Annotated in this window: 18 protein-coding genes, 1 CRISPR repeat array and 1 riboswitch; of the genes, 3 read left to right on the top strand and 15 right to left on the bottom strand. The window is 59.2% G+C overall.

Going from position 1 to position 20,335, the window contains the following annotated elements; genetic code table 11:
• Window positions 1-34: 34 nt before the first annotated feature.
• From ATHL_RS00995 to crcB, 13 genes are all read right to left on the bottom strand, one after another.
• Window positions 35-373 carry a response regulator transcription factor gene (locus tag ATHL_RS00995; RefSeq protein WP_062188861.1) on the bottom strand — a complete coding sequence of 113 codons (339 nt, stop codon included), beginning with the start codon at window positions 371-373 and terminating at the stop codon, window positions 35-37.
• A gap of 15 nt (window positions 374-388) precedes the next feature.
• Window positions 389-895, bottom strand: coding sequence for a CRISPR-associated ring nuclease (locus ATHL_RS00990; RefSeq protein WP_162787533.1), 507 nt, complete (start codon window positions 893-895; stop codon window positions 389-391).
• Between the two features lie 65 nt (window positions 896-960).
• Window positions 961-1,470 carry a hypothetical protein gene (locus ATHL_RS00985; protein WP_062188859.1) on the bottom strand — a complete coding sequence of 170 codons (510 nt, stop codon included), beginning with the start codon at window positions 1,468-1,470 and terminating at the stop codon, window positions 961-963.
• Entirely contained in the window at window positions 1,467-2,537 is a 1,071-nt protein-coding gene (locus ATHL_RS00980) for a D-alanine--D-alanine ligase family protein (RefSeq protein ID WP_162787532.1), read from the bottom strand. The genes ATHL_RS00985 and ATHL_RS00980 overlap by 4 nt, the downstream gene beginning before the upstream one ends.
• Complete coding sequence (locus ATHL_RS00975) at window positions 2,525-3,811, bottom strand: uroporphyrinogen decarboxylase family protein (protein ID WP_162787531.1); 1,287 nt, start codon at window positions 3,809-3,811, stop codon at window positions 2,525-2,527. The genes ATHL_RS00980 and ATHL_RS00975 overlap by 13 nt, the downstream gene beginning before the upstream one ends.
• Before the next feature lie 198 nt (window positions 3,812-4,009).
• Window positions 4,010-4,941: direct repeats of the CRISPR family, unit length 36 nt; unit sequence GTCTTAATGCCCTGACGGGCATTTATGGATTCTGAC.
• 218 nt (window positions 4,942-5,159) lie between these two features.
• A complete protein-coding gene (locus tag ATHL_RS00970; protein ID WP_084001072.1) occupies window positions 5,160-6,179 on the bottom strand; it encodes an ABC transporter permease in 1,020 nt (339 codons plus the stop codon).
• 26 nt (window positions 6,180-6,205) lie between these two features.
• The gene (locus ATHL_RS00965; RefSeq protein WP_062188855.1) at window positions 6,206-7,009 is read right to left on the bottom strand and encodes an ATP-binding cassette domain-containing protein; all 804 of its coding nucleotides are present in this window, start codon (window positions 7,007-7,009) and stop codon (window positions 6,206-6,208) included.
• 118 nt (window positions 7,010-7,127) lie between these two features.
• The gene (locus tag ATHL_RS00960; RefSeq protein WP_062188854.1) at window positions 7,128-8,180 is read right to left on the bottom strand and encodes a sugar ABC transporter substrate-binding protein; all 1,053 of its coding nucleotides are present in this window, start codon (window positions 8,178-8,180) and stop codon (window positions 7,128-7,130) included.
• A 423-nt stretch (window positions 8,181-8,603) separates the two neighbouring features.
• A complete protein-coding gene (locus ATHL_RS00955) occupies window positions 8,604-9,749 on the bottom strand; it encodes a uroporphyrinogen decarboxylase family protein (RefSeq protein ID WP_062188853.1) in 1,146 nt (381 codons plus the stop codon).
• Between the two features lie 60 nt (window positions 9,750-9,809).
• Window positions 9,810-11,117: an ABC transporter ATP-binding protein gene (locus ATHL_RS00950; protein ID WP_114679451.1), complete on the bottom strand. Its 1,308-nt coding sequence runs from the start codon at window positions 11,115-11,117 to the stop codon at window positions 9,810-9,812.
• Between the two features lie 4 nt (window positions 11,118-11,121).
• Window positions 11,122-12,834 carry an ABC transporter permease gene (locus tag ATHL_RS00945; RefSeq protein WP_062188950.1) on the bottom strand — a complete coding sequence of 571 codons (1,713 nt, stop codon included), beginning with the start codon at window positions 12,832-12,834 and terminating at the stop codon, window positions 11,122-11,124.
• 335 nt (window positions 12,835-13,169) lie between these two features.
• On the bottom strand, window positions 13,170-14,426 hold the full coding sequence (locus ATHL_RS00940) for a DUF190 domain-containing protein (protein WP_062188852.1): 1,257 nt from the start codon (window positions 14,424-14,426) through the stop codon (window positions 13,170-13,172).
• A gap of 15 nt (window positions 14,427-14,441) precedes the next feature.
• Window positions 14,442-14,816: a fluoride efflux transporter CrcB gene (crcB, locus tag ATHL_RS00935; RefSeq protein WP_084001078.1), complete on the bottom strand. Its 375-nt coding sequence runs from the start codon at window positions 14,814-14,816 to the stop codon at window positions 14,442-14,444.
• A 66-nt stretch (window positions 14,817-14,882) separates the two neighbouring features.
• Window positions 14,883-14,945, bottom strand: a riboswitch (Fluoride riboswitch).
• 93 nt (window positions 14,946-15,038) lie between these two features.
• Here crcB and ATHL_RS00930 point away from each other — a divergent pair.
• From ATHL_RS00930 to ATHL_RS00920, 3 genes are all read left to right on the top strand, one after another.
• Window positions 15,039-15,389, top strand: a complete 351-nt coding sequence (locus ATHL_RS00930) for an ArsR/SmtB family transcription factor (RefSeq protein ID WP_062188850.1) — start codon at window positions 15,039-15,041, stop codon at window positions 15,387-15,389.
• 72 nt (window positions 15,390-15,461) lie between these two features.
• Window positions 15,462-16,949, top strand: a complete 1,488-nt coding sequence (locus ATHL_RS19460; protein WP_084001070.1) for a class I SAM-dependent methyltransferase — start codon at window positions 15,462-15,464, stop codon at window positions 16,947-16,949.
• A gap of 146 nt (window positions 16,950-17,095) precedes the next feature.
• On the top strand, window positions 17,096-18,106 hold the full coding sequence (locus tag ATHL_RS00920; RefSeq protein WP_062188849.1) for a zinc-dependent alcohol dehydrogenase: 1,011 nt from the start codon (window positions 17,096-17,098) through the stop codon (window positions 18,104-18,106).
• Here ATHL_RS00920 and ATHL_RS00915 read toward each other — a convergent pair.
• The gene (locus ATHL_RS00915; RefSeq protein ID WP_062188848.1) at window positions 18,087-19,061 is read right to left on the bottom strand and encodes an NAD-dependent epimerase/dehydratase family protein; all 975 of its coding nucleotides are present in this window, start codon (window positions 19,059-19,061) and stop codon (window positions 18,087-18,089) included. The genes ATHL_RS00920 and ATHL_RS00915 overlap by 20 nt on opposite strands.
• The gene (locus ATHL_RS00910) at window positions 19,058-20,275 is read right to left on the bottom strand and encodes a thiolase family protein (RefSeq protein ID WP_062188847.1); all 1,218 of its coding nucleotides are present in this window, start codon (window positions 20,273-20,275) and stop codon (window positions 19,058-19,060) included. The genes ATHL_RS00915 and ATHL_RS00910 overlap by 4 nt, the downstream gene beginning before the upstream one ends.
• Window positions 20,276-20,335 lie beyond the last annotated feature (60 nt).

Here is a 20,335-nt window from a genome sequence, read left to right as displayed (position 1 = left end):
TACGTCCTCAGTATAGCCCCGCTTTCCCTGCCTGTCATGCGGGTTTTCCCGTAATTTCGGTCTGAAAATAAAGGGTGAGAAGCGCCATCAATTGCGTGCGATTGACCGCCTCCATCTCCCAGTGCTGAGCGGCCTTGGCATACGCTGAACGCAAATGCTGCTCCACCGTGCGGGCTGAGAGCGAAAGCCGTGAAGCCAGCTCGGCATCGCTCAACCCCTCACGCACCAGCAGGGCCACCACCCGCGCCTCAGCCGGGCTGAGAATCTGCTGCACAAACACCCGCGCCTGTTTGAGCTTTTCATTCAACTGCAGGCGCCGCACTTCCTCCAGCGCCAGGTAGGGGTCTTCCACCTGCGCCAGCGACTGCGCCACTGGCGAAAGCTCACTCTAGCGAATGACAGGGATCTCCATCAGGTGCACCTCGTCTCCCGGTTGAGGGTGCAGACGGCGGCTCCTCAAAAAATCACCCTCAGAGAACAGATGCCACAGGTGATCTCCCTCCTCGAAAAGCAGCTGCGCCGTCACCATGCCGAACACGGCCATCGTCTTGCGCCCCCCGGCAATCGAAAGATGCACCCGCGCACCCGCGCGCTTGGTCTGCCACACCGCCCGGTAGAGTGCCCGGAAGACCGCCTCTGCCGCCGATTGCGTCTCCACATCGACAAAGGGGCGGCCATCGGGTCGCTTCAGCGGCACCAGCACCAGCGGCAGGCCCGCCGCGGCTTCTTTACGTAACACCTCAACAGCCTGAGCCATCGGCTCAGAATCTGCCAGGGTATGAATAACCTGCACCTGCCCGGGTTCTTCACCCCGCGCGCGCAACAAGTCGAAGGTGGCTGTCACCACCTGGGGCTCGCTCCCCAGAGTGGCGATCAGCACCGTGGAGTGATGCATCTGCATGATCCTCGATTCTTCTCTCTATTTGGTATACCCGGTTTTCCAACGGCCCCCTGCCCCGCCTACCCGCCAGGATTAAGCGCGTCCGTTTCTACTTCAGCCAGCACCCGCCGGATGTACGCCTGAAAGCCCAGGTCAAACCCCTCACCCGCCCGCGCCAGCGCCCGCCTGAAGTTCTCCCGCCGGCAGTAATCGCGGATGAAACCATCCCAGCCTGACCACTGCCGCCGTTTCACCGCCGTCGATTGATCGCTGTACATCAGATACGCCCGTTCACAGATCGAAAGAAGCATCGTCAGGGCAATCAATTCCTGTTTCTTTTGCGTTTCATTCAATGGCTGGGGCGCGGCGTCGGGAACTTCGAACACATCCAGCTCAGGGTTCTCAAAACACAGTTTTAAAAACTGGAGATACTTCTCATCCAGCGCGTTATACGTGCCGTACTCGCGGTCTTGCTGTTCCTTCTTCACCGAGCGGTAATACTGGTATAACCCCGTTGGAATGCCCAGCAAAATGGCCACATACGAAAGCAGTTCAAAAAGGTCTTTAATCGATGCAAAGTCAGCGTTCATTTCACCCCACCAACCTTTCCGTTCCCCCCGTATGCCGCCACCTGCACCTGAGTCTGGCGCGCCGTTTTCTGCAACAGGCGCTTCAGCACATCATAGAAAGAAACCCCGTACAGGTCAAGGATCGCCCCCAGCGCCACATCCATCTCTTTGGCGCCAAAAGCCGGGTTGCAATTGGTATCGATAAAAAAGTAGCGCCCCGATTGATCCAGCCGGATATCGAACTTGCCATAATCGCGCATGTTCGTCACATCGAAAGCGCGCTTCACATACTCCTTCAGGATGGGATCATCAAAACGTTCATAATGAAAGGCTGTCCCCAGCGCCGAAAGCCACTGGTCTTCAAAGGTGACGAAAGTGTACTTCCCCTCTTCACGCGTGAACACCCTTTCGGCCAGGTAGACCTTCTTGTTCTTTCCCTCCAGCAAAATGGCCGAAATCTCACGCCCCACAATGAATTCTTCCACCAGCACCGGCTGATGGTACGTGCCGATCAGGTAGCGGAGGCGTTCGCGCAGATGCTTTTCGGTTTCAGAGACGGCGTCGGCGGTGATCTCTACCGAGCCGTGGACGGCGTTCAGCTTGGAGATCAGCGGAAAGCGCAGGGTAGGGTCGAGGTGCCCGCGCGGCGAGTTGAAAAGCTGGTAATGCGGCACCGGAATGCCGTGCTGTTGAAGAAGCTTCTTCACCAGGAATTTGTTGGTATCCAGCGAAAGCCCCAGAATGCCCGCCCCTGTGTAGGGGAACTCTAACAGCTCCAGCACACCCGGGATGGTAGCCGCCAGGTTTTCTTCTCCTTTGAATGAATCCACCAGATTGATCACCACCACCGGGCGGTCTGCACTCAACCGTTCGGGCAGGGTGGCATCACCGGGGTAGAGAAACACCTCAATGCCCAGCGACTCCAGATAGCGACCGATCTGCGCGGCATCGCGGTCGGCGTCCTTTTCAGTCAGGTATTGCTCCTCGGTCGGGAAGTACTCGCGCCGGGCATCGCTGTATACAATGGCCACCCTTTCCGGCAGGGCGCCGTTGTTGCCGTTCTTTGGTTTCATCTTCAATGGAGCCACGTTTTCTCACCTCGGTCAGGGAAGGTCGTCTCCTCCATCACGGGGGTTACTTCGTCCACTGCCCGATAGAGGGCAAGCACCTTCTCGGGGGGAATCTCAGCCAGAATGTTGTGAATGTTGCAGAAGACATACCCACTCCCCCGCGCAAAACAGGCCGCCACCTCACGCACCTCACGCGCCACATCCTCCACCGTGCCCAGGGGCAGAGTGCGCTGGGCATCAACCCCACCGCCCCACAGCGCAATGCGCCCGTGGGTCTTTGCCTTCCACTCTCTAAATGAATGCCCTCCCGCCGTCCACTGCACCGGGTTAAGCACCTCAAACCCGGCCTCCACGATGAGATCGATGAGGTCGTAGATCGCCCCGCACGAGTGCAAAAAGCGCTTCACCCCGGGGGCATGGCGGCGCATCGCCTCATTGATCCGTCGGTAATAGGGCAGGAACAGCTCCCGGAAGACGCGCGGCGAGGCAAACAACCCCTGCTGGGTACCCCAGTCGTCGGCCGCCAGCATGGCCACGTCGATATACGGGGCAATCTCGGGCATCAGCCTGGCAATGTTCACCTCTGCCCGCCGGGTGACGATCTCATGCAGTTCGTGCACGTAATCGGGCTCGGTGAGGCAAAGCATGGGGAAGATCGCCACACCCTGAAAGGCGCCGATCCCCAGCATGGCCTGCAGAGACGCATCGTTAAAGAACACCGCGCGGTCGGTAGCATCCCGCACCCGCGCGCAGAGCGCACGAATGGCGCGCACCTCATCATCGCGCAACAGGCCGGCTTCCACCTCCTGCCTGAAGCGCTTCAGGTCGAGCTTTGGCAATTCCGCCGAAAGGTCCAACGCCTGGCCGGCGTGCTCCTCATCGAAGACAAACGCCCCCGGCGGCATGCGCAATTTGCCGTTCTGTACCAGCGTGCCATCCGGCAGAGCCGCGAAGGCCTCCGGGTGGCGCACCTGCGCCTGCAGACGCCCGCCGAAATCGTAATCGTGCCAGAGATCAGCCTGGGCCTCGGGCGGCAGGGCATTGGTCACGCCATCGAGGATGCTCACCACGTCTACCCCCAGCGCATCGAGCACGTCCAGATCGGGCAGAGCGAGCATCTGCCAGGTATCTTCCACCCGCGGGGGGCGCGGCGGCAGGCCAAGTGCACGCACCAGGCCGGGGTAGGCAAACGCGCTGATGGAAGTAGAACGCATGCCCCCCAGGTCTTTGGGAATACGCTCTACCGGCTGGAAGTTCAGCGCCCGGGAAACAAGCTCACGAGAAGAAGGCATGGGCTGGTCTCTCTCTGCAGGGTGAGATGCGTTAATCATACCCCGGCACAACGGGGCTGTCCAGAATTTTGATCCTCCCGGTGGGTGAAAAAACTCCCCCGCGGGATGAACATCACCCCCGGGGTAAGTTCTCCTGGCTATCGCATGGATTCTGACAGAGAGAGACGGCCTTTCTGGAGGGGCACGAGAACCGGCCCCGTCTTAATGCCCTGACGGGCATTTATGGATTCTGACTTGGGCATGTGACCGCGTACAACCAGTATGCGGTCAAGGTGTCTTAATGCCCTGACGGGCATTTATGGATTCTGACGGATTGTTGAAAACAAGGACACTTTCATCCCTGTACTAGTCTTAATGCCCTGACGGGCATTTATGGATTCTGACTTTTGAATACCATGTCATCCTCCATTGCCCGGTCTGACCGGTCTTAATGCCCTGACGGGCATTTATGGATTCTGACTGAAGGAGCTCGATGGGGGCGAGCTCCTTGGATATAGAACGTCTTAATGCCCTGACGGGCATTTATGGATTCTGACGTGATGAATCGTGATGCAATAACATTAGCATGCCGTGAGTCTTAATGCCCTGACGGGCATTTATGGATTCTGACCTACAATTTTTTCTATGCTGAGTTTGAATGTCCTGCCTGTAAGTCTTAATGCCCTGACGGGCATTTATGGATTCTGACATTCGTGATCGATTTGACCCGTCGGCAACTCAGGCCGCGTCTTAATGCCCTGACGGGCATTTATGGATTCTGACCAAGAGCGTGCTCGGCGTCAATGAAAGCACAAATCCGTCTTAATGCCCTGACGGGCATTTATGGATTCTGACCCCTGATAGGGGGGCCATTCCCCAATGATGACGCGGCTTGGTCTTAATGCCCTGACGGGCATTTATGGATTCTGACGGAGGACTACCGTGATTATCAACTTTTCTCACCCGCTCAGTCTTAATGCCCTGACGGGCATTTATGGATTCTGACCCAATCCGGCCAGCAAGGCCAATCCGGCCAACAAAGTCTTAATGCCCTGACGGGCATTTATGGATTCTGACGCTCCAGCCAGATTTGCGTTCCTGGCGGGTCGGTCTCGGTCTTAATGCCCTGACGGGCATTTATGGATTCTGACTGTACAATCACCCCATCCACTGACCCCAGTATAACATGCCCATCTGGCTTTGTAAAGAGGTCTCTCGCGCCGAAAAAAGCAGGGGCCTTTCCACTTCTTCCTCTCTTTCTGCTTTTTTTATCCATGCTGGCCCCACCTTCTCATTTTTCGCGCACCCCCCCTGAAAAAATCGCCCAAAATGAACCTTTTCAGAGGGGGGGTGCGCGAACAGGCACCGCCTAGGAGTGCGCCAGTTTACGGCTCAACACCGCCTGCAGTGAAACCGAAACCACCACAATCAAACCGTAAATCACATTCGTCCAGAAGCCCGTCAGCCCGGCGGCCACAATACCGGCATTGATCGCCCCGATGATAAACGAGGCCACAAACGTGCCAAAAATGGTGCCCGTGCCGCCAAACACCGAGGTGCCCCCCAGGAACACCGAGGCCAGCGTATTCAACAAATACCCCTCCCCCAGCGTCGGCCAGAAGTAGAGCACTTCTTCACTCACCACAAACCCGGCAAAGGCCGCAAACAGCCCCATGAGCGCAAAAACGGTGATCTTCGTCCGCTCCACGTTCACCCCCATCAGTCGGGCGCTTTCCACGTTGTCGCCCACCAGGTAAACGTGCGCTCCAAAGCGGTGCCGGTTGAGCACAAACCAGAGCACCACCGCCGCCGCCACCGTCCAGATCATCTGCGCCGGCACCAGCCCGCCGATGCGCCCGGCCACCCCCTCATGGAAAACCGTACCAATCGTTGACGTGAGGCCAATGCCGTTGCCTGCCGTCACCACCAGCACCACCCCGCGCCAGAAGAACTGGGTGCCCAGCGTGGCCACCAGCGATGGAATGCCCACCCGCACCACGATGATGCCGTTCAGCCAGCCAGCGAACAACCCCGCCAGCAGGCAGGCCACAAACGCCAGCGCCACATTGCCCGTACGGGTGAGCACCAGCGCGAAGGCGGTCATCCCAAAGGCCATAATCGACGGGAACGAAAGGTCAATCTCTGCCGCAATGATCACCAGGGTGAGGGGCAGAGCCATGAGGGCGAAGAACGGCGTGGTGGACATGAAGGAAGAATAAATGGGGAAGGAAAGGAACGTCCTGGGGGAGCCGATCAGAAACAACAGCCAGACGAAAATCCCCACAAAGACAATCCCGATCTGCAACCCGTAACGCCGCAACAGCCGGGTGACGGCGCTCCAGAGGGTCGTTCTTGAAGGAAGCTCTGCCTTGACGGAATTGGAATTCATCGCACCTTCTCCCATAATGGACACATTCAGAGTTCCCCGCGCGGCTCTTCTCCGGCCCCTGCCTCGCCATTGCTGTTGAGCCTGCCGGTCTGGGCGACGAGGTACAGGCGCGCCGTCAATTCTTCCAGGCTCACCTGGTTTTTGTAGAACTGACCGGCTACCATGCCGCGGTCGATCACCACAATACGGTCTGCCACCGGATACACGTGGTAAATGTTGTGGTCAATGAAAATACAACACTTACCGGCTTTCTTAATATCCTCTACAAACTCCAGGCATTTTTTAGTCTCTGAGAGGGAGAGCCCCATGGTCGGCTCGTCGAGGATGATCATCTCGGCCTGGAAGTAAAGCGCACGGGTAATGGCCACTCCCTGTCGCTCCCCGCCAGACATATTGCGCACCAGCGAATCGGCTGAGATGGCCGCCGAAGTGAACCCCATGGTGGTGCGCATCAGCCGGTCGGTTTCTTCGCGCATCTTCTTCACGTCTAAAACGCCAAAGCGGTTGGTGATCTCGCGCCCCATGAAGATGTTGCGCCAGAGGGGCTGCAGGTCGGCCAGAGCGCGTTCCTGATACACCGCCTCAATGCCGTAACTGCGCGCCTTCTCCACGCTCCAGTCTTCCACCTTCTTCCCTTTGAGGATGATCTCGCCGCCGGGGTCAGGGCGGTGATAGCCCATGATGATTTTGATCAGGGTCGATTTTCCCGCCCCGTTATCTCCCAGCAGGCCGACGATCTCATTCGTGCCCACCTCAAAGTTCACGTTGCGCAGGGCCTTCACCTCACCAAACGTTTTGGAGATATTCCTCATCTGTAAAAAATAGTCCATACGCTCCACTCCTCGGCCTTCTGAAGCAGCGCCCCCACCTGATCGGCTGCGGCGTGGGGAGGCCAGCCCGTCACTCACCCACGCCGCAGAGATGCGCCGCCGGTGGGCGGATCAAAGATTAGCGGATGTTCTTCTCGGCCAGCGGGGCCAGCAGTTCCACGTTATCCTTCGAGGCAAAGCCGCCGCCCGTATCGATGTGCAGGCCCGAGAAGCCGTACACCTTGGTCAGGCAGATCTGCAGGATCGGCAGATACCCCTGCAGCCAGGGTTGCTGGTCAATCACCAGGTCGGTCCAACCCCCACGGATGGCCGTCACCGTAGCCGGTGAGAGGTCAAACCCGATGCCGATGATGTCATCGGGGCCTTTCCCCGCCGCTTTAAGGTAGGTTTCCATGGTGGCCGTCAGGCCGCCGTGATCGGTCACCACCAGTTTGACATCGGGGTGCGAAGAAACATAACCGGTGAAGGTGGGGGTGCCTGCCGCCGGGTCTTTGTTGGTGGCGGCGTCAATCTCCAGATAGTCCACCGTCAGCCCGGCTTCCTTAAGCGCATCGATCACGCCCTTGGTGCGTTCACCGCGCGCCGGCTGAGAAAGCAGACCCCAGACCATCGCCCGGTCGCCCGCCTTGAGGCCAAAGCGCTTCACCGCTTCTGCCCCCAGCGCATGCCCGGCGCCGTACAGGTCTTGCCCCACATAGCCAAACCCCTTCGAGGCGTATTTGGCTTCCATCTTGGGCAGCATGGTGTTCTGGCTGGTCACGATAATGCCCTTGGAGATGGCATCCTCGATGAGCGGGTCGAAGGCTTCATCGCCGGGGTGCCCCATCACCGCGATACCATCCGGCTTGGTGGCGGCCGCCTCGGTGAATTGCTGGATCATCTTCTGCGGATCCCAGTCCGACCAGACGTAATCCACCTTGGGGCCCAGGTCGGCCTCCGCCTGCCGCGCCCCGTTATAAACGTTCACCGCGAAGACCCCACCCTGCGGGCCGCCGGGGAAGAAGACGATACGCACGTTACTGCACCATTTGCCGCTCGGAGCGGCCTCGGCGCCAGCCTGGGCCGGGGTAGGTGTGGCAGTTGAAGCGCCCTGGCAGGCTACCAGCGCCAGCGTGGCGAGAATGAACAGGAAGGTCAGGAAGAACCGAACAGGTGATACACCGGGTTTCATTTTCCCCTCCTTAGAGAAAAATAGAATTCACAACTGAGCCAGTGGAATAGAACAGATGCAAGTCAGTTTGCACCTACCAACGGAGACACATAACACATCAGCCGGGCCCAACCGGGACGTCAGGCACCCCCTCTGCCGGTTAAGAAAAACAGGATGAAATCATTCGATGGGACCGGTCGGGCGGACAGGGTCTCACCTCCTTTCGTTCAAACCACACGAACTGCGGAGAAACCACCCGATACAGGTAAGGAACGATAAGTCAGGGATCGATGACCGTGAACGTTATCAGAACGCTTTCATCATACAATAATCATTCTGAAAATTCAAGAGGGTTTCACCCACCACCACGGCGAGACCAATTCAAAAAAAACCGGGCTTCACTCTGAGAAGCCCGGCGCTCGAAAGCCACGCCAGAAATACCGCTCAATACCAGCCGTGCTCGAAACCCGCCCGGTACATGGCCAGCACGTTCTCCACCGGGCTTACCGGTTGAATGTTGTGGCAGGGCGCCAGCACATATCCCCCGCCCGCCCCCAGGATGCGCAGGTTATCCAGCACTTCCTGTTCCACTTCGGCGACACTCCCAAAAGGCAGGGTGTACTGATTATCCATCGCCCCATGGAACACCAGCCGTCCACCGAAATCGGCCTTGAGGCCTTCACGTTCCATGCCTTTCGAACGCCACTGAATGGGGTTGAGCACGTCAATCCCCACCTCATCGATCATCTCCGGCAAAATTGCCCGGCAGTTGCCGTCGTTATGATGAAACACATACGCCCCTGCCTGGTGCGCCAGTTCGGCCATGCGCTTCATACCCGGCAACAAAAAGCGCCGGATGTGCTTCCTGGAAAACATCAAGGATTCCTGCCCGCCCATATCCTCCGCCACGTAGGTGAGGTCTACCTTACCGGGGATGGCCTCAAAGATGCGCAGGGTGTTGGTATAGGCCAGGTCGAAGAGCTTACTCAGGCAATACTCCACGATCTCCGGGTGAAGCACAAGGTCCATCATTGCCTGCTCATCTCCCCGCAGGTTCTTGTAGGTGAGGAATGGCTCCGAGCCACCTCCACGGATTGGGTAGCGCCCTTCCCACGGGGCAATCTGTGCGGGAATCTGGGAGTAATCCCACCAGTCGGGGTCGGGCCAGCGGTAACACGCCTCGATCTCCTCCACCGACTCAAACCCCGCCAGCGGGTGCGAGACCGCCTCGTCGTAGATGCCGGAGCCGTAATCTACCGGGCGATAACGCACCCCGAAGACGTCTGTATCCGGCGGCAGGGGCGGCCCAGCGTAGCGCGGCCCCACACTGATGACAAAATCAACATGGAGCAGTGCCAGGGCCTGCAAAAGCAGTGCATGACTCTCCACCGGTTTGAGGGTGTTATCATACGCCGGGCCGCGCAGTTCAGCGGCCAGCTCAGTTTCAGGGCGGTCACTCAATCCCAGGTGGCGGATCAGTCTGGCCGAAAACTCAGGCGTGGCCCAGTAATCCATGGGCACGCGGTCCGGGAGCTCATGGCGCAGTACCGCCAGCCAGCGTTCGCGCGGAGAAAGGGTCTCTTTGGGCATACTCGTAACCTCTGCGATTCAAACCATCCTTTCTACCATTGTATAGCGGTTTCGCTGCTTTTATGCCGCTACCGGAACGGCGCTTTCCAGGTAGATCGTTTCCGTGTCATCGTCATACGAGAGCAACTCGGCATACCGGCCCCAGTGAATGATGGTGTTCAACTGCCGCTCGGCCTCTTCGGGAGGGAACTCCAGCTCCAGCGCCATTCGAACCACTTCACCGCGCAGGCTCTGTCGTTCGCTGGCCTGCAGCATCCCCAGCAGCCAGCGGAAGAGCGGCAGACGGCGAATGCGCGTGGCGAAGATCTCCTTGCGCGCCAGAATGCTCGCCTCGGCAAAGGTCTCACCCAGCGCGGTGAGCATGATATCGCCCTTGTCAATGCGCGCAAAACCCAGCAGCTCGGCAGTTTCGATCAACAGCAGCAAGTGATCCGAGTCCATCCCCAGCTCATCGACCAGGCGGTAAATATCGGTGCGATCACCGGGAATTTCGTCCAGGTGTTCGAGTAAACCGGTCAGGTCGTTGATCTGAACCTGCGGCAGGGCACGCGTGCGCCCCGGCTCACCAGGCGCCGAACCAAATTCCACGGCTTCGGGCTGAGTCTGCCCGGCCAGAATGGAGTAGACCAGGTCAACCTTGGCCTGAAATTGCGGTGAACGCGTCTGGCGCGGATGCGGCAAACCCACCTCCAGCACCGAAATGATCCGCCCGGGATCTTTATCCATCACCACAATGCGGTCAGCCATGAAAATTGCCTCTTCAATATTATGGCTCACCATGAGGATGGCCCGGGTGGGAATGGCGTTGGAGGTCCACAACTCCATCAACTCGCCACGCAGCGACTCCGCCGAAAGCGGGTCGAGTGCCGAGAAAGGTTCATCCAGACAGAGCAGTTCCGGTTCCACGGCCATGGCACGCGCAAAACCCACCTTCTGGCGCATCCCCCCCGAAAGCTCGCGCGGATACGCATTTTCAAAGCCGTCCAGACCCACCCGGTCAAGCAGGTCTATCGCAATCCGCACCCGTTCCTTTTCGGGCACACCCCGTGCCTTCAGGGCCAGCTCCACGTTCTCCAGAACTGTTAACCAGGGAAAGAGCGCAAAGGTCTGGAAAACGATCGTAGCATGCGGGTTGACCCCCTGTAAAGGCTGACCGCGATAGAGCACCACCCCGGAATCGGGCTTTTGCAGGCCGGTGATGATGCGCAGAAGCGTACTTTTGCCGCAACCCGAAGGCCCCAGCAGGGCCACAAATTCCCCTTCCTGAATGGTCAGGTTGACATCCTGCACCGCGGTAAAACGCCGCGCGCCACTGCCGTAAATTTGCTCCACATGTTTCAATTCCACCAGCGGATTCTGTTGCAGCATAGGGTCACTCCATTCGATAACGTTCTTCAGCCGTCTGATACAGCCTGCGCCAGAAGAGGCGGTTGATGAGCACCACCGCCAGGATCATACTCAACGTGGCAGCCAGCAGAAGGGGGTAATCACCCGCCGCCGTGGCCTGGGCAATCAGCGAGCCGATGCCCACCGTATGCAAGGCTTTGCCCCCGAAGGTAATGTACTCCGAAACAATGCTCGCGTTCCACGCCCCGCCCGAGGCCGTAATCGCCCCGGTGACCAGGTAGGGGAACAGCCCCGGCAGAATGAGCGTGCGCCAGCGCTCCCAGCGGCTGAGATGGATAAGCCGGGCAGTATATTTGAGGTCCTGCGGGATCGCGCTGGCTCCGGCAATAATATTGAAGAGCAGGTACCATTGTGTACCCATCAGCATGAGTAACACCGCCGCCAGGTTCAGCCCACCCGGAAGGCGCACCAGCAACAGTACAAACACCGGGAAGATCGCCGTAGCCGGTACCGAGGCAATCACCTGCACCAGCGGCTGTAACAGCGTTGCCAGGCGCTGGTTGGTACCGATGATCACCCCCACAGGGATCGTCCAGGCCAGCGCAACCAGCAGGGCAATCAGCACCCGCGCCAGGGTTGCCGCCACCCCCAGGGCAACCTGTGCCCAGTGCTCCGGCGCCATCGTGAGGAGCATGAGCACAGCGCGGTAAGCAAAATACAACCCCGCCCCTCCAACCGCCACCGGCCCCAGCCTCAACGGCCAGGAAAGCCGCGCGGGTTTCTCCTGCGGGGGGCCGGGCGGCTCGATACGCAGCATGAAGCGATCGATGGCCTCCATGAACGGGTGCATCACCCGCTGACCAAACCAGCGCAGGATGCGCGAGCCGTTTAAAAGATCGTAAAACCAGGAGGTGGGCGGGGTATCGCTTTCCACCATTTCCACTTTAAAGCGTTCCGTCCAGGCCATTAATGGCCGCCAGACGAACTGATCGAGTAACACCACCGTGAGCACCAGGGCGCCCACCCCCCAGCCGATGGCCTGCATATTTTGCTGATTGGCCGCCTCGTGCAGGTAAGCTCCCAGCCCCGGCAGGCGGAAATCGCGCTGGCCCACCGTAAAGATTTCTGCCGCCATCAGGAAGAACCAGCCCCCCGCCCAGCTCATCATGCTGTTCCACACCAGGCTAATCGCTGCAAAAGGCAGCTCCAGCGTTTTAAACTGAAACCAGGTATTCAGGCGGAAAATCGCGCTCGCCTCTCGCAATTCTCTGGGAATGGTGGTCAGAGATTGATACCAGGCAAAGGTCAAATTCCACACCTGGCTCGTAAAGATGAGCACCACCGAAGCCAGCTCAGCCGCCAGGCTCACGGGGAGCAGGGCGCTCAACCCCAGCAAAACTACCGGCAAAAAAGAGAGGATCGGCACACTCTGGAGCACGTCCAGCAGGGGCATCAATACCTTTTCGGCGGTGCGGTTGTAGGCGGCCGTCCGCCCGTAAAAAAGGGTAAAAATCATGGAAAGCAGGTACGCGCCGGCCATGCGCCCCACCGACCGCAGGGTGTAATAGGGCAACATGGAAGGAGAAAGCGAAATCGTTGGCCCCTGGATGACCTCCGGCGCCTGGAAGGCCAACCGGGCCCCGCCATAAAGCAGGGCCACCAGCAGAAGGAGAACAAACACATCTCCCCAGTCGAACGCCTTTTCATCTTCTAACCCGGCATTGAAGAGACGCATCATCCATTTCATCGCGCTGCTCTCCTGAAAAGAAAATGCCCTGCGCAGGCATGACGCAGGGCAGAGACCATCCAGCGATGTTCTGCTTTATGCGTCAGCCATCGTTCAGATAAGCCAAAACTTCAGCCGCACCCGCTAGGGGCACTGAATCAGAACTGGCATCGGTTGACAGGTTCTCGTCCATACCAGGGTGATTGTACAACGATCTTAAAGAAATGTAAACACTCTTTTCTGGCAATTCCGGGCCTGAACTTCTGGGGCATGACACACCCCCGGGGCAATCATGCCCCGCCCCAACCCCCGGTTGCACCCGAAAGCAGCCCTGAAAGGCTCCCCTTCTAGCGAATCAGCGATTCCAGCGCAATCTCACGATCAATAAGCCCGAGGGGCCTGCCCTTCTCATCAACTACCACCAGCCATTTGCGGCCAAGAGAGAGCATCCGGTGCACAGCCTCCACAATCGTGGTATCTGCCGGGATCGTCTCCACTCCCGGAGACATCAGCTCACGCGCCTGCACTTTTAAGCTTACGGCCACATTGCGCCCGCGCAACGCCCCCAGCACCCCCCGTCGTTCCTGCGGCTGAATGCGCCCGATCACATCGCTGTCGCTGATCAGCCCCACCGGTCGGCCTTCTCCGTCCACCACGATCAAGCGGTGCTCCCCGCTGGCAAGGAACGCCCCAATCACCTCTGATAAATCGGCGTCTTCATGCACCCTGGGCACATCGCCGGTCATCACCTCACCCACCAGCCGTGCGGCCTCATGAGGGGGCGCCTGCCGCAACGGGCGCCGCGGCATTTCCATCACCTGGCGCAGCACATCCAGGCGCGAGATCACCCCCACCAGCCGCCCCTGCTCATCCACCACCGGCAGGCGCGTCACCGCATAACGCACCATGCGGGCAGCGGCCAGGCCAAGCGAGTCTTCGGCCCGCACCGTAATGGGCGGCTGCGACATCACCTCTTTCACCCGTAACCCTGAACGGCGCAACAGCTCCATTTCTGCCTGAAGCGTTTCCTCATCCAGGCGCTGTGCTACCGCCAGCCGGGCGCTTAAACCGGCACGTTCCACCAGGTCTTCGCTGGTGAGCAGGCCCACCACCAGCCCCTGTTCATCCACCACTGGCAGAGCCTTCACACCATGCGCCAGCATACTCTTCCAGGCGTCCAGCGCCGCTCCCTCTGCCTGCACCGAAACCGGGTCGCGGGTCATCACTTCACGCACAGGGCGGTCGGCGGGTAACGGGTGAAGATAACGGTGCGTATAAGACACCACCTCCACATCCTCCAGAGTGACCAGCCCCTCTCGCACCATCGCCGAGACGACCTCCAGCGCCTGTTCTACCTTTTCGGGAGTATCAATCACCTCCAGGACCAGAGGCAGATCTTCCGACAGGCGAAGGATAGACGCCGTATGAATGTGCGAATGCGCCCCAAAACCAGCCACACCCCGCACTACCGTCGCCCCGGCCAGCCCCTGTTTCTTTAATGCATCGAGCAGAGCCAGGTAAAGCGGCCTGCCGCGCCATTGATCACTTTCTCCAAAATAAATCCGCAAGCGTTTGGCATTCCGCGCAAGGGGAGAGAATGTCATAATCCGCCTCCTTTTTTACACCAGGCGTCCCAGCCAGACGCCCAACCCTGCCGCCACCCCCCCCAGCAGTGCACTGCCCAGCAGGTTGAGTGACCCCATCACCCAGTGACCCGTCGTCATGAGCACCACGCTTTCATAAGTGTACGTCGAAAACGTGGTGTACGAGCCTAAAAACCCGATGGTAAAGAACACCCGCAAACGCGGGTCAATCAGAAACCGCTGGGTAGCCAGGGTAAGAAAAAAACCCAGCACCAGGCTCCCGGTCAGATTAATCATCAGGGTGCCAAAAGGGAACTGAGCTCCCAGTCGTTCGGCCACCCAGCCGCCCACCCAGTAACGCAGATTGGCCCCAAGCACTGCCCCAAGAGAGATAAGAAGAAAGGTTTCCAAGGATCTGCTCCGATAAAAACGCATTCTGTCTCCAAAAATATCCAACAAAAAACCTCTACGAAAGCATCTTTCGTAGAGGCCATCAGTCTGGAGAAGACAATTCGGGCGAGCCTCATCGCCAGCCCGATTTTACCACATCCTGCGACATCTGCCAGAAATTCCTCCCCAAAACCCTTGACAGCGTCCCCTTTTATCGTAAAATTACGATAAAGGAGCCGGAACATGAAAGAAGTACCGTTGATCCACGAGATGACCGCCGAAGAGCAGCGCCTCGCCCGCATGCTTAAGGCACTTGGCAACCCGGTGCGTTTTCGCATCATGCAATTTCTGGCACACCGGCAGGCCTGCATCACCGGAGACATCGTAGAATTCACCACCCTGGCTCAGTCTACCGTCAGCCAGCACCTCAAGGTATTGCGTGAAGCCGGGCTGATCGAAGGGGAGATCGAAGGCCCCGCCACCTGCTACTGCATCCATCCAGAAGGCATTCGTTTTTTGAAAGAGCAAATTGCCCGCTGGCTGCCCGATTGCTGCTCCTCAGAAGCCGAACGCCCGCCCGTCGATTGCTGCTAGAAGCAGGTTCTTTTTTTATCCTTCTTTTATCGTATTTTTGCGATCAAGCATCTTTCACGAAAGGAATCAAGCATGTCCATGACCGAAGCTTCATCCCGTTATTTCCGTCAGGTAGCCGGGCAGTGGGACCAGATACGCGCCGGTTATTTTGGCCCTGAGGTGCGTCAATCAGCCATCGCTAAAGCCTACCTCCGCCCCGAAATGGCCGTTGCAGATGTGGGGGGCGGCACAGGCTTCCTCACCGAGGCCCTTGCCGCGCTGGTACGGCGCGTTTACCTCGTCGACGCCTCAGAAGAAATGCTTGAAGTAGCCCGGAAGAACCTGAGCCACCTGAGCAACGTTGAATTTCACCATTCCGATGGCCTTTCTCTGCCCTTCCCTGACGAAAGCCTGGATGCCGTGTTCGCCAACATGTATCTTCATCACACCCCCGACCCTCAGGCTGCCATTCGCGAAATGGTGCGCGTCCTGCGCCCGGGCGGACGGCTGGTGATCACCGACATGGATGAACACCCGTACGCCTGGCTTAAGGAAGAAATGGCGGACGTCTGGCAGGGTTTTGATCGCCAGTCTGTGCGAAACTGGTTCAGAGAAGCCGGGCTGGTCAACATCATCGTCGATTGCACAGGGCAATCGTGCTGTGCCCGGTCTGCCAGCCCGGCCATTTCCGATCCTGCCGGGCGAGAAGCAGTCATCAGCGTATTCGTCGCCACCGGTACGCGGCGACTGCCCATGCGGGCGGCCGTTCAGGAGAATTATGCCGCCCTCGCTGCGAGTCCGGCTTCATGCCATTGCACGCCATCGCCTGAGTCTGCTTCCTGCTGCAGCACAGCCCCTGAAGGAAATATCCCCTGCTGTTGCGCACCGGGGGAGAATGAGGTCAACTTTGCGGCAGGTTACTCTCCCAACGAGCTGACCGGTGCACCCGCTGAAGCCGCCGAATTTTCTCTGGGGTGCGGGAATCCTTTTGCTTTTGCCAGCCTGAAGCCCGGCGAAGTGGTGCTCGACATTGGCAGCGGGGGCGGTCTGGACGCCTTTCTGGCAGCGCAAAAGGTAGGCCCAGCGGGGCGGGTGATCGGTGTGGACATGACCCCCGCCATGCTCGAACGCGCCCGTGCTACTGCCGCGCGCAACGGCCTGACCAATGTGGAGTTCCGCCAGGGTGAGGCCGAAGCTCTGCCTGTAGCTGACCAGTCTGTCGATGTTATCCTCTCCAACTGCGTCATCAACCTCACCGAAGATAAAGGACAGGTTTTCCGCGAGGCCTTCAGGGTGTTGAAACCCGGGGGCCGTCTCGAAGTGAGTGACGTGGTCGCCAGTGGCCCTCTTCCCTTCGAGCTTCAAATCGACTCCGCAGGCTGGGCCGGGTGCATCACCGGTGCCCTGCCCGAGAAAGAATACATCGACCTCATGGCTCAGGCCGGTTTTACTGACATCATCGTACGGCGCAGCCCAACGCTGGGGCAGGCCGGGGATGTAGCGATCTACAGTGCGGGCATCTCCGCCCGCCGTCCAACCGGAGAGCCTGCCTCAACCCCCTGTGGCTGCGGCTCCTCCTGAAATTCTTCCTTCTCTTTACCATGCCCCTGGTGTCTGCCAGGGGCATTTTTTAAGCCGGTCTCCTCTTGCGCTTTCATCACCCTGGGCCATAATATTCAGAAGCATCCAGTGAAATACACCTTTCCTGGTTCAAGAGGGAGAAGAGCATGAAAGCCATTCATTCTTTTGGAGCGGGTGATGTACGCCTTGTGACTGTTCCCGACCCGGCCCCTTCAGAGGGCCAGGTGCTCATTCAAATCACCGCCACCGGTATCTGCGGTTCAGATAAATGGATGTGGCGCCACCCCGAGCCGGTGACCTGGATCATCGGTCATGAAGTGGCCGGGCGTGTGATTGCCCTCGGCCCGGGGGTAACGCGCCTGCGGGTTGGTCAACGTGTGGCTGTTAATAATGTGGGTGGCTGTGGTCACTGCCCGGCATGCCGCGCCGGTGACTTTATTCTCTGCCCGCAATGGGATGGCAGCCTAGATATCAATGGCGGGTATGCCGAACTGGTAGCCGCCTGGGAACGAAACTGCCTGCCCGTTCCCGACGACCTGGATGACGAAGCGGCCTGTCTCATCTTCGATAATTTCGGCACCCCGTATGGGGCCCTGGAGCGTGGCGAGGTACGCCATGGCGACGATGTGCTCATCACCGGCCTGGGGCCGATCGGCATGGCGGCGGTCATCCTCGCCAAACTGCGCGGAGCTTACGTGATTGCCGCCGACCCCCTCCCCTATCGCCGAGACTTTGCCCTCCGCCTGGGGGCCGATGCCGCTCTTCCGCCCGATGAACAGCTACCTGACGCCGTTCGAGATTTAACTTCAGGGCTGGGGGTGCGTGTGGCCCTGGAATGTTCCGGAAAGAGCTCCGCCTACCCGCTGGCTTTATCCTCTCTGCGCGTTGGGGGCACGCTCGTTTCGGTGGGTGAGGGAGCGCAAATCACCCTACGCCCCAGCGATCAAATCATCCGCCGTACCCTGCGCATTCAGGGAAGCTGGTACTCAGGCATGCACCAGGGCCGCCAGGTGATGGAACTGATGCGCACCCGGCAGATCGACCCGCATGTGCTGGTCACCCATCGCGGTTCACTGGAAGAGCTCCCTGCCATTTACCGCACAGTGTGCGAAGTGGAACAGGGCGTGATGAAGGCAGTTATTTTCCCTGTGAAGTAAACCACGCGTAGGCTTCAGCAAAAGCCTCTTCAGCCGGGCGTGAAGCGCGAACACCCAGCTCCACCTCGGCCTTACGCGTATCATAGTAAAAAGAATACCCCGCCAGCTGAAGCAGATCAGGCTCAACGGGCAGATCGAGAACGTTACGGAAAACCCTCGCTACCCTGCCCAGAGTCCGTGCCAGCCAGGCGGGTATCACCAGACTGGGAGCTGGCCCTCCGGTAACTGCGGCCATCTTCTGGAGCATGGAAAGATAAGAGAGATTTTCTCCCCCCAGAAGATAACGCTCGCCGGTACGCCCTTTTTCAAAGGCGGCCAGGTGCCCGTCAACCACATCCGCAATGTGAACCACGTTGATCCCCCCTTCAATCGTCACCCCCACCTTACCCGCCGCTACCTGCATCAGGATGGAGCGGGATTGCCGGTACAGGTCTCCCGCGCCGAAAACCATCGTCGGATTGACGATCACCACATCCAACCCCTGCGCCACGGCCTTTTGCACCTCCATCTCAGCCAGGTATTTGGCATAACCGTAGGGATACACATCCGGGCGCAGATTCCAGGTGTGGTTCTCGTTCATCAGGCAGTCACCTTTGACCTCTGGCACCCCAAGCGCCGCCGCCGAGCTGGTATGTACCACCCGGCGCACCCCATGCTGAAGCGCCGCAGCCAGCACTGCGCGGGTTCCCTCTACCGTCACTGCGTAGAACCGTCCGGGATCATTTCCGCCCATCCAGGCGGCAGCATGAAACACCACTTCCACATCCTGCATCGCCGCGGTCAGCGTTTCGGGGCGGGTCAGATCGCCTACGGCATGTTCCACCTCCAACCCTTCCAGCAACCGCAATGGACTGGTTGGGCGATGAAAGGCCCGCACCTGAAACCCCCGGGCAAGCAATGCCCGACAAAGCTGAGAACCAATAAAGCCAGAGGCCCCCGTGACCAACGCTCTCATGCCAGCCACTCCACCAGGGTGGCTTCTCCCTGCCCCACCCCCACACACAGGGTTGCCAGCCCATAGTAAGGACGCTTCTCTGCCGGTGCGCGCCGTTTCATTTCATGAAGCAGGGTCGTTAGAATGCGTGCCCCTGAACACCCCAGAGGATGCCCCAGAGCAATCGCCCCGCCATTTACATTGACTCGCTCATGCGTCAGGCCCAGGGCATCCATCACGGCCAGTGTTTGCACCGCAAAGGCCTCATTAATCTCTACCAGCCCCACCTGATCCAGCTTCAGCCCGGCGCGGGAAAGGACCTTTTGGGTGGCCGGCACCGGCCCCAGCCCCATCACACGCGGCTCCACCCCTGCCGCCGCCGACGCCACAATGCGCGCCAGGGGGCGGAGGCCCAGTTCCGATGCCCGACGATCGCTCATCAACAGTAAAGCCGCCGCGCCGTCGTTCATCCCCGAAGCATTGCCTGCGGTTACCGTTCCGTCTTTACGAAAGGCCGGTTTCAACCGCGCAAGCGCCTCCAGCGAAGTATCCCGTCGCGGACGCTCATCAGTATCCACAAGAAGTGGGTCTCCTTTTTTCTGCGGAACAATCACCGGAGCGATCTCCTGCGCAAATTTGCCCGAATCGATCGCCGCAATGGCCCGGCGGTGACTCTCCAGCGCAAATCGATCCTGCGCCTCCCGGCTGATACCCGTCTGCTCGGCAATGTTTTCAGCCGTCTCACCCATCGACTCCAGCCCGTATTTTTCGGCCATACGCGGGTTGGGATACCGCCATCCCAGCGCGGTATCGTAAGCGGTAAGGTTGCCAAAGGCAAAGGCACTTTCGGCTTTGGGTAAAGAATAGGGCGCACGCGACATGCTCTCTACCCCCCCGGCAAGAAACACTTCTCCCTCACCACAGCGAATGGCGCGCGCCGCCATGTTAACCGCCGTCAGGCCAGAGGCACAGAGTCGATTAACCGTCACCCCGGCCACCTCCACCGGCAGCCCGGCCAGCAGGGAAGCCATGCGCGCCACATTGCGGTTGTCCTCTCCAGCCTGGTTGGCGCACCCCAGATAAACTTCCTCCACCAGCGCCGGGTCTACTCCGGTGCGCTCCAGGATAGCTCGCAGAATATGCGCCGCCAGGTCATCGGGGCGTACATGCGCCAGCACCCCTCCCAGTGCACCGATCGGGGTACGTACTGCATCGATGATGACCGCCTCTGGCATGACCACCTCCCGAAAACAGCCTGAATACCCTGATTCTACAATGAAATGCCCGTTACCCCG

The organism is Anaerolinea thermolimosa, assembly GCF_001050195.2.
GTDB lineage: Bacteria > Chloroflexota > Anaerolineae > Anaerolineales > Anaerolineaceae > Anaerolinea > Anaerolinea thermolimosa.
The sequence above is the reverse complement of the archived record's forward strand: the minus strand, read 5'-3'. Positions and strand labels throughout refer to the sequence as shown.

Coding starts and splice junctions, on each gene's coding strand:
- ATHL_RS00990 (WP_162787533.1), bottom strand. CDS start 895: ATGCATCACTCCACGGTGCTGATCGCCACTCTGGGGAGCGAGCCCCAG.
- ATHL_RS00985 (WP_062188859.1), bottom strand. CDS start 1,470: ATGAACGCTGACTTTGCATCGATTAAAGACCTTTTTGAACTGCTTTCG.
- ATHL_RS00975 (WP_162787531.1), bottom strand. CDS start 3,811: ATGCCTTCTTCTCGTGAGCTTGTTTCCCGGGCGCTGAACTTCCAGCCG.
- ATHL_RS00970 (WP_084001072.1), bottom strand. CDS start 6,179: ATGAATTCCAATTCCGTCAAGGCAGAGCTTCCTTCAAGAACGACCCTC.
- ATHL_RS00965 (WP_062188855.1), bottom strand. CDS start 7,009: ATGGACTATTTTTTACAGATGAGGAATATCTCCAAAACGTTTGGTGAG.
- ATHL_RS00960 (WP_062188854.1), bottom strand. CDS start 8,180: ATGAAACCCGGTGTATCACCTGTTCGGTTCTTCCTGACCTTCCTGTTC.
- ATHL_RS00955 (WP_062188853.1), bottom strand. CDS start 9,749: ATGCCCAAAGAGACCCTTTCTCCGCGCGAACGCTGGCTGGCGGTACTG.
- ATHL_RS00950 (WP_114679451.1), bottom strand. CDS start 11,117: ATGCTGCAACAGAATCCGCTGGTGGAATTGAAACATGTGGAGCAAATT.
- ATHL_RS00945 (WP_062188950.1), bottom strand. CDS start 12,834: ATGATGCGTCTCTTCAATGCCGGGTTAGAAGATGAAAAGGCGTTCGAC.
- ATHL_RS00940 (WP_062188852.1), bottom strand. CDS start 14,426: ATGACATTCTCTCCCCTTGCGCGGAATGCCAAACGCTTGCGGATTTAT.
- ATHL_RS00930 (WP_062188850.1), top strand. CDS start 15,039: ATGAAAGAAGTACCGTTGATCCACGAGATGACCGCCGAAGAGCAGCGC.
- ATHL_RS19460 (WP_084001070.1), top strand. CDS start 15,462: ATGTCCATGACCGAAGCTTCATCCCGTTATTTCCGTCAGGTAGCCGGG.
- ATHL_RS00920 (WP_062188849.1), top strand. CDS start 17,096: ATGAAAGCCATTCATTCTTTTGGAGCGGGTGATGTACGCCTTGTGACT.
- ATHL_RS00915 (WP_062188848.1), bottom strand. CDS start 19,061: ATGAGAGCGTTGGTCACGGGGGCCTCTGGCTTTATTGGTTCTCAGCTT.
- ATHL_RS00910 (WP_062188847.1), bottom strand. CDS start 20,275: ATGCCAGAGGCGGTCATCATCGATGCAGTACGTACCCCGATCGGTGCA.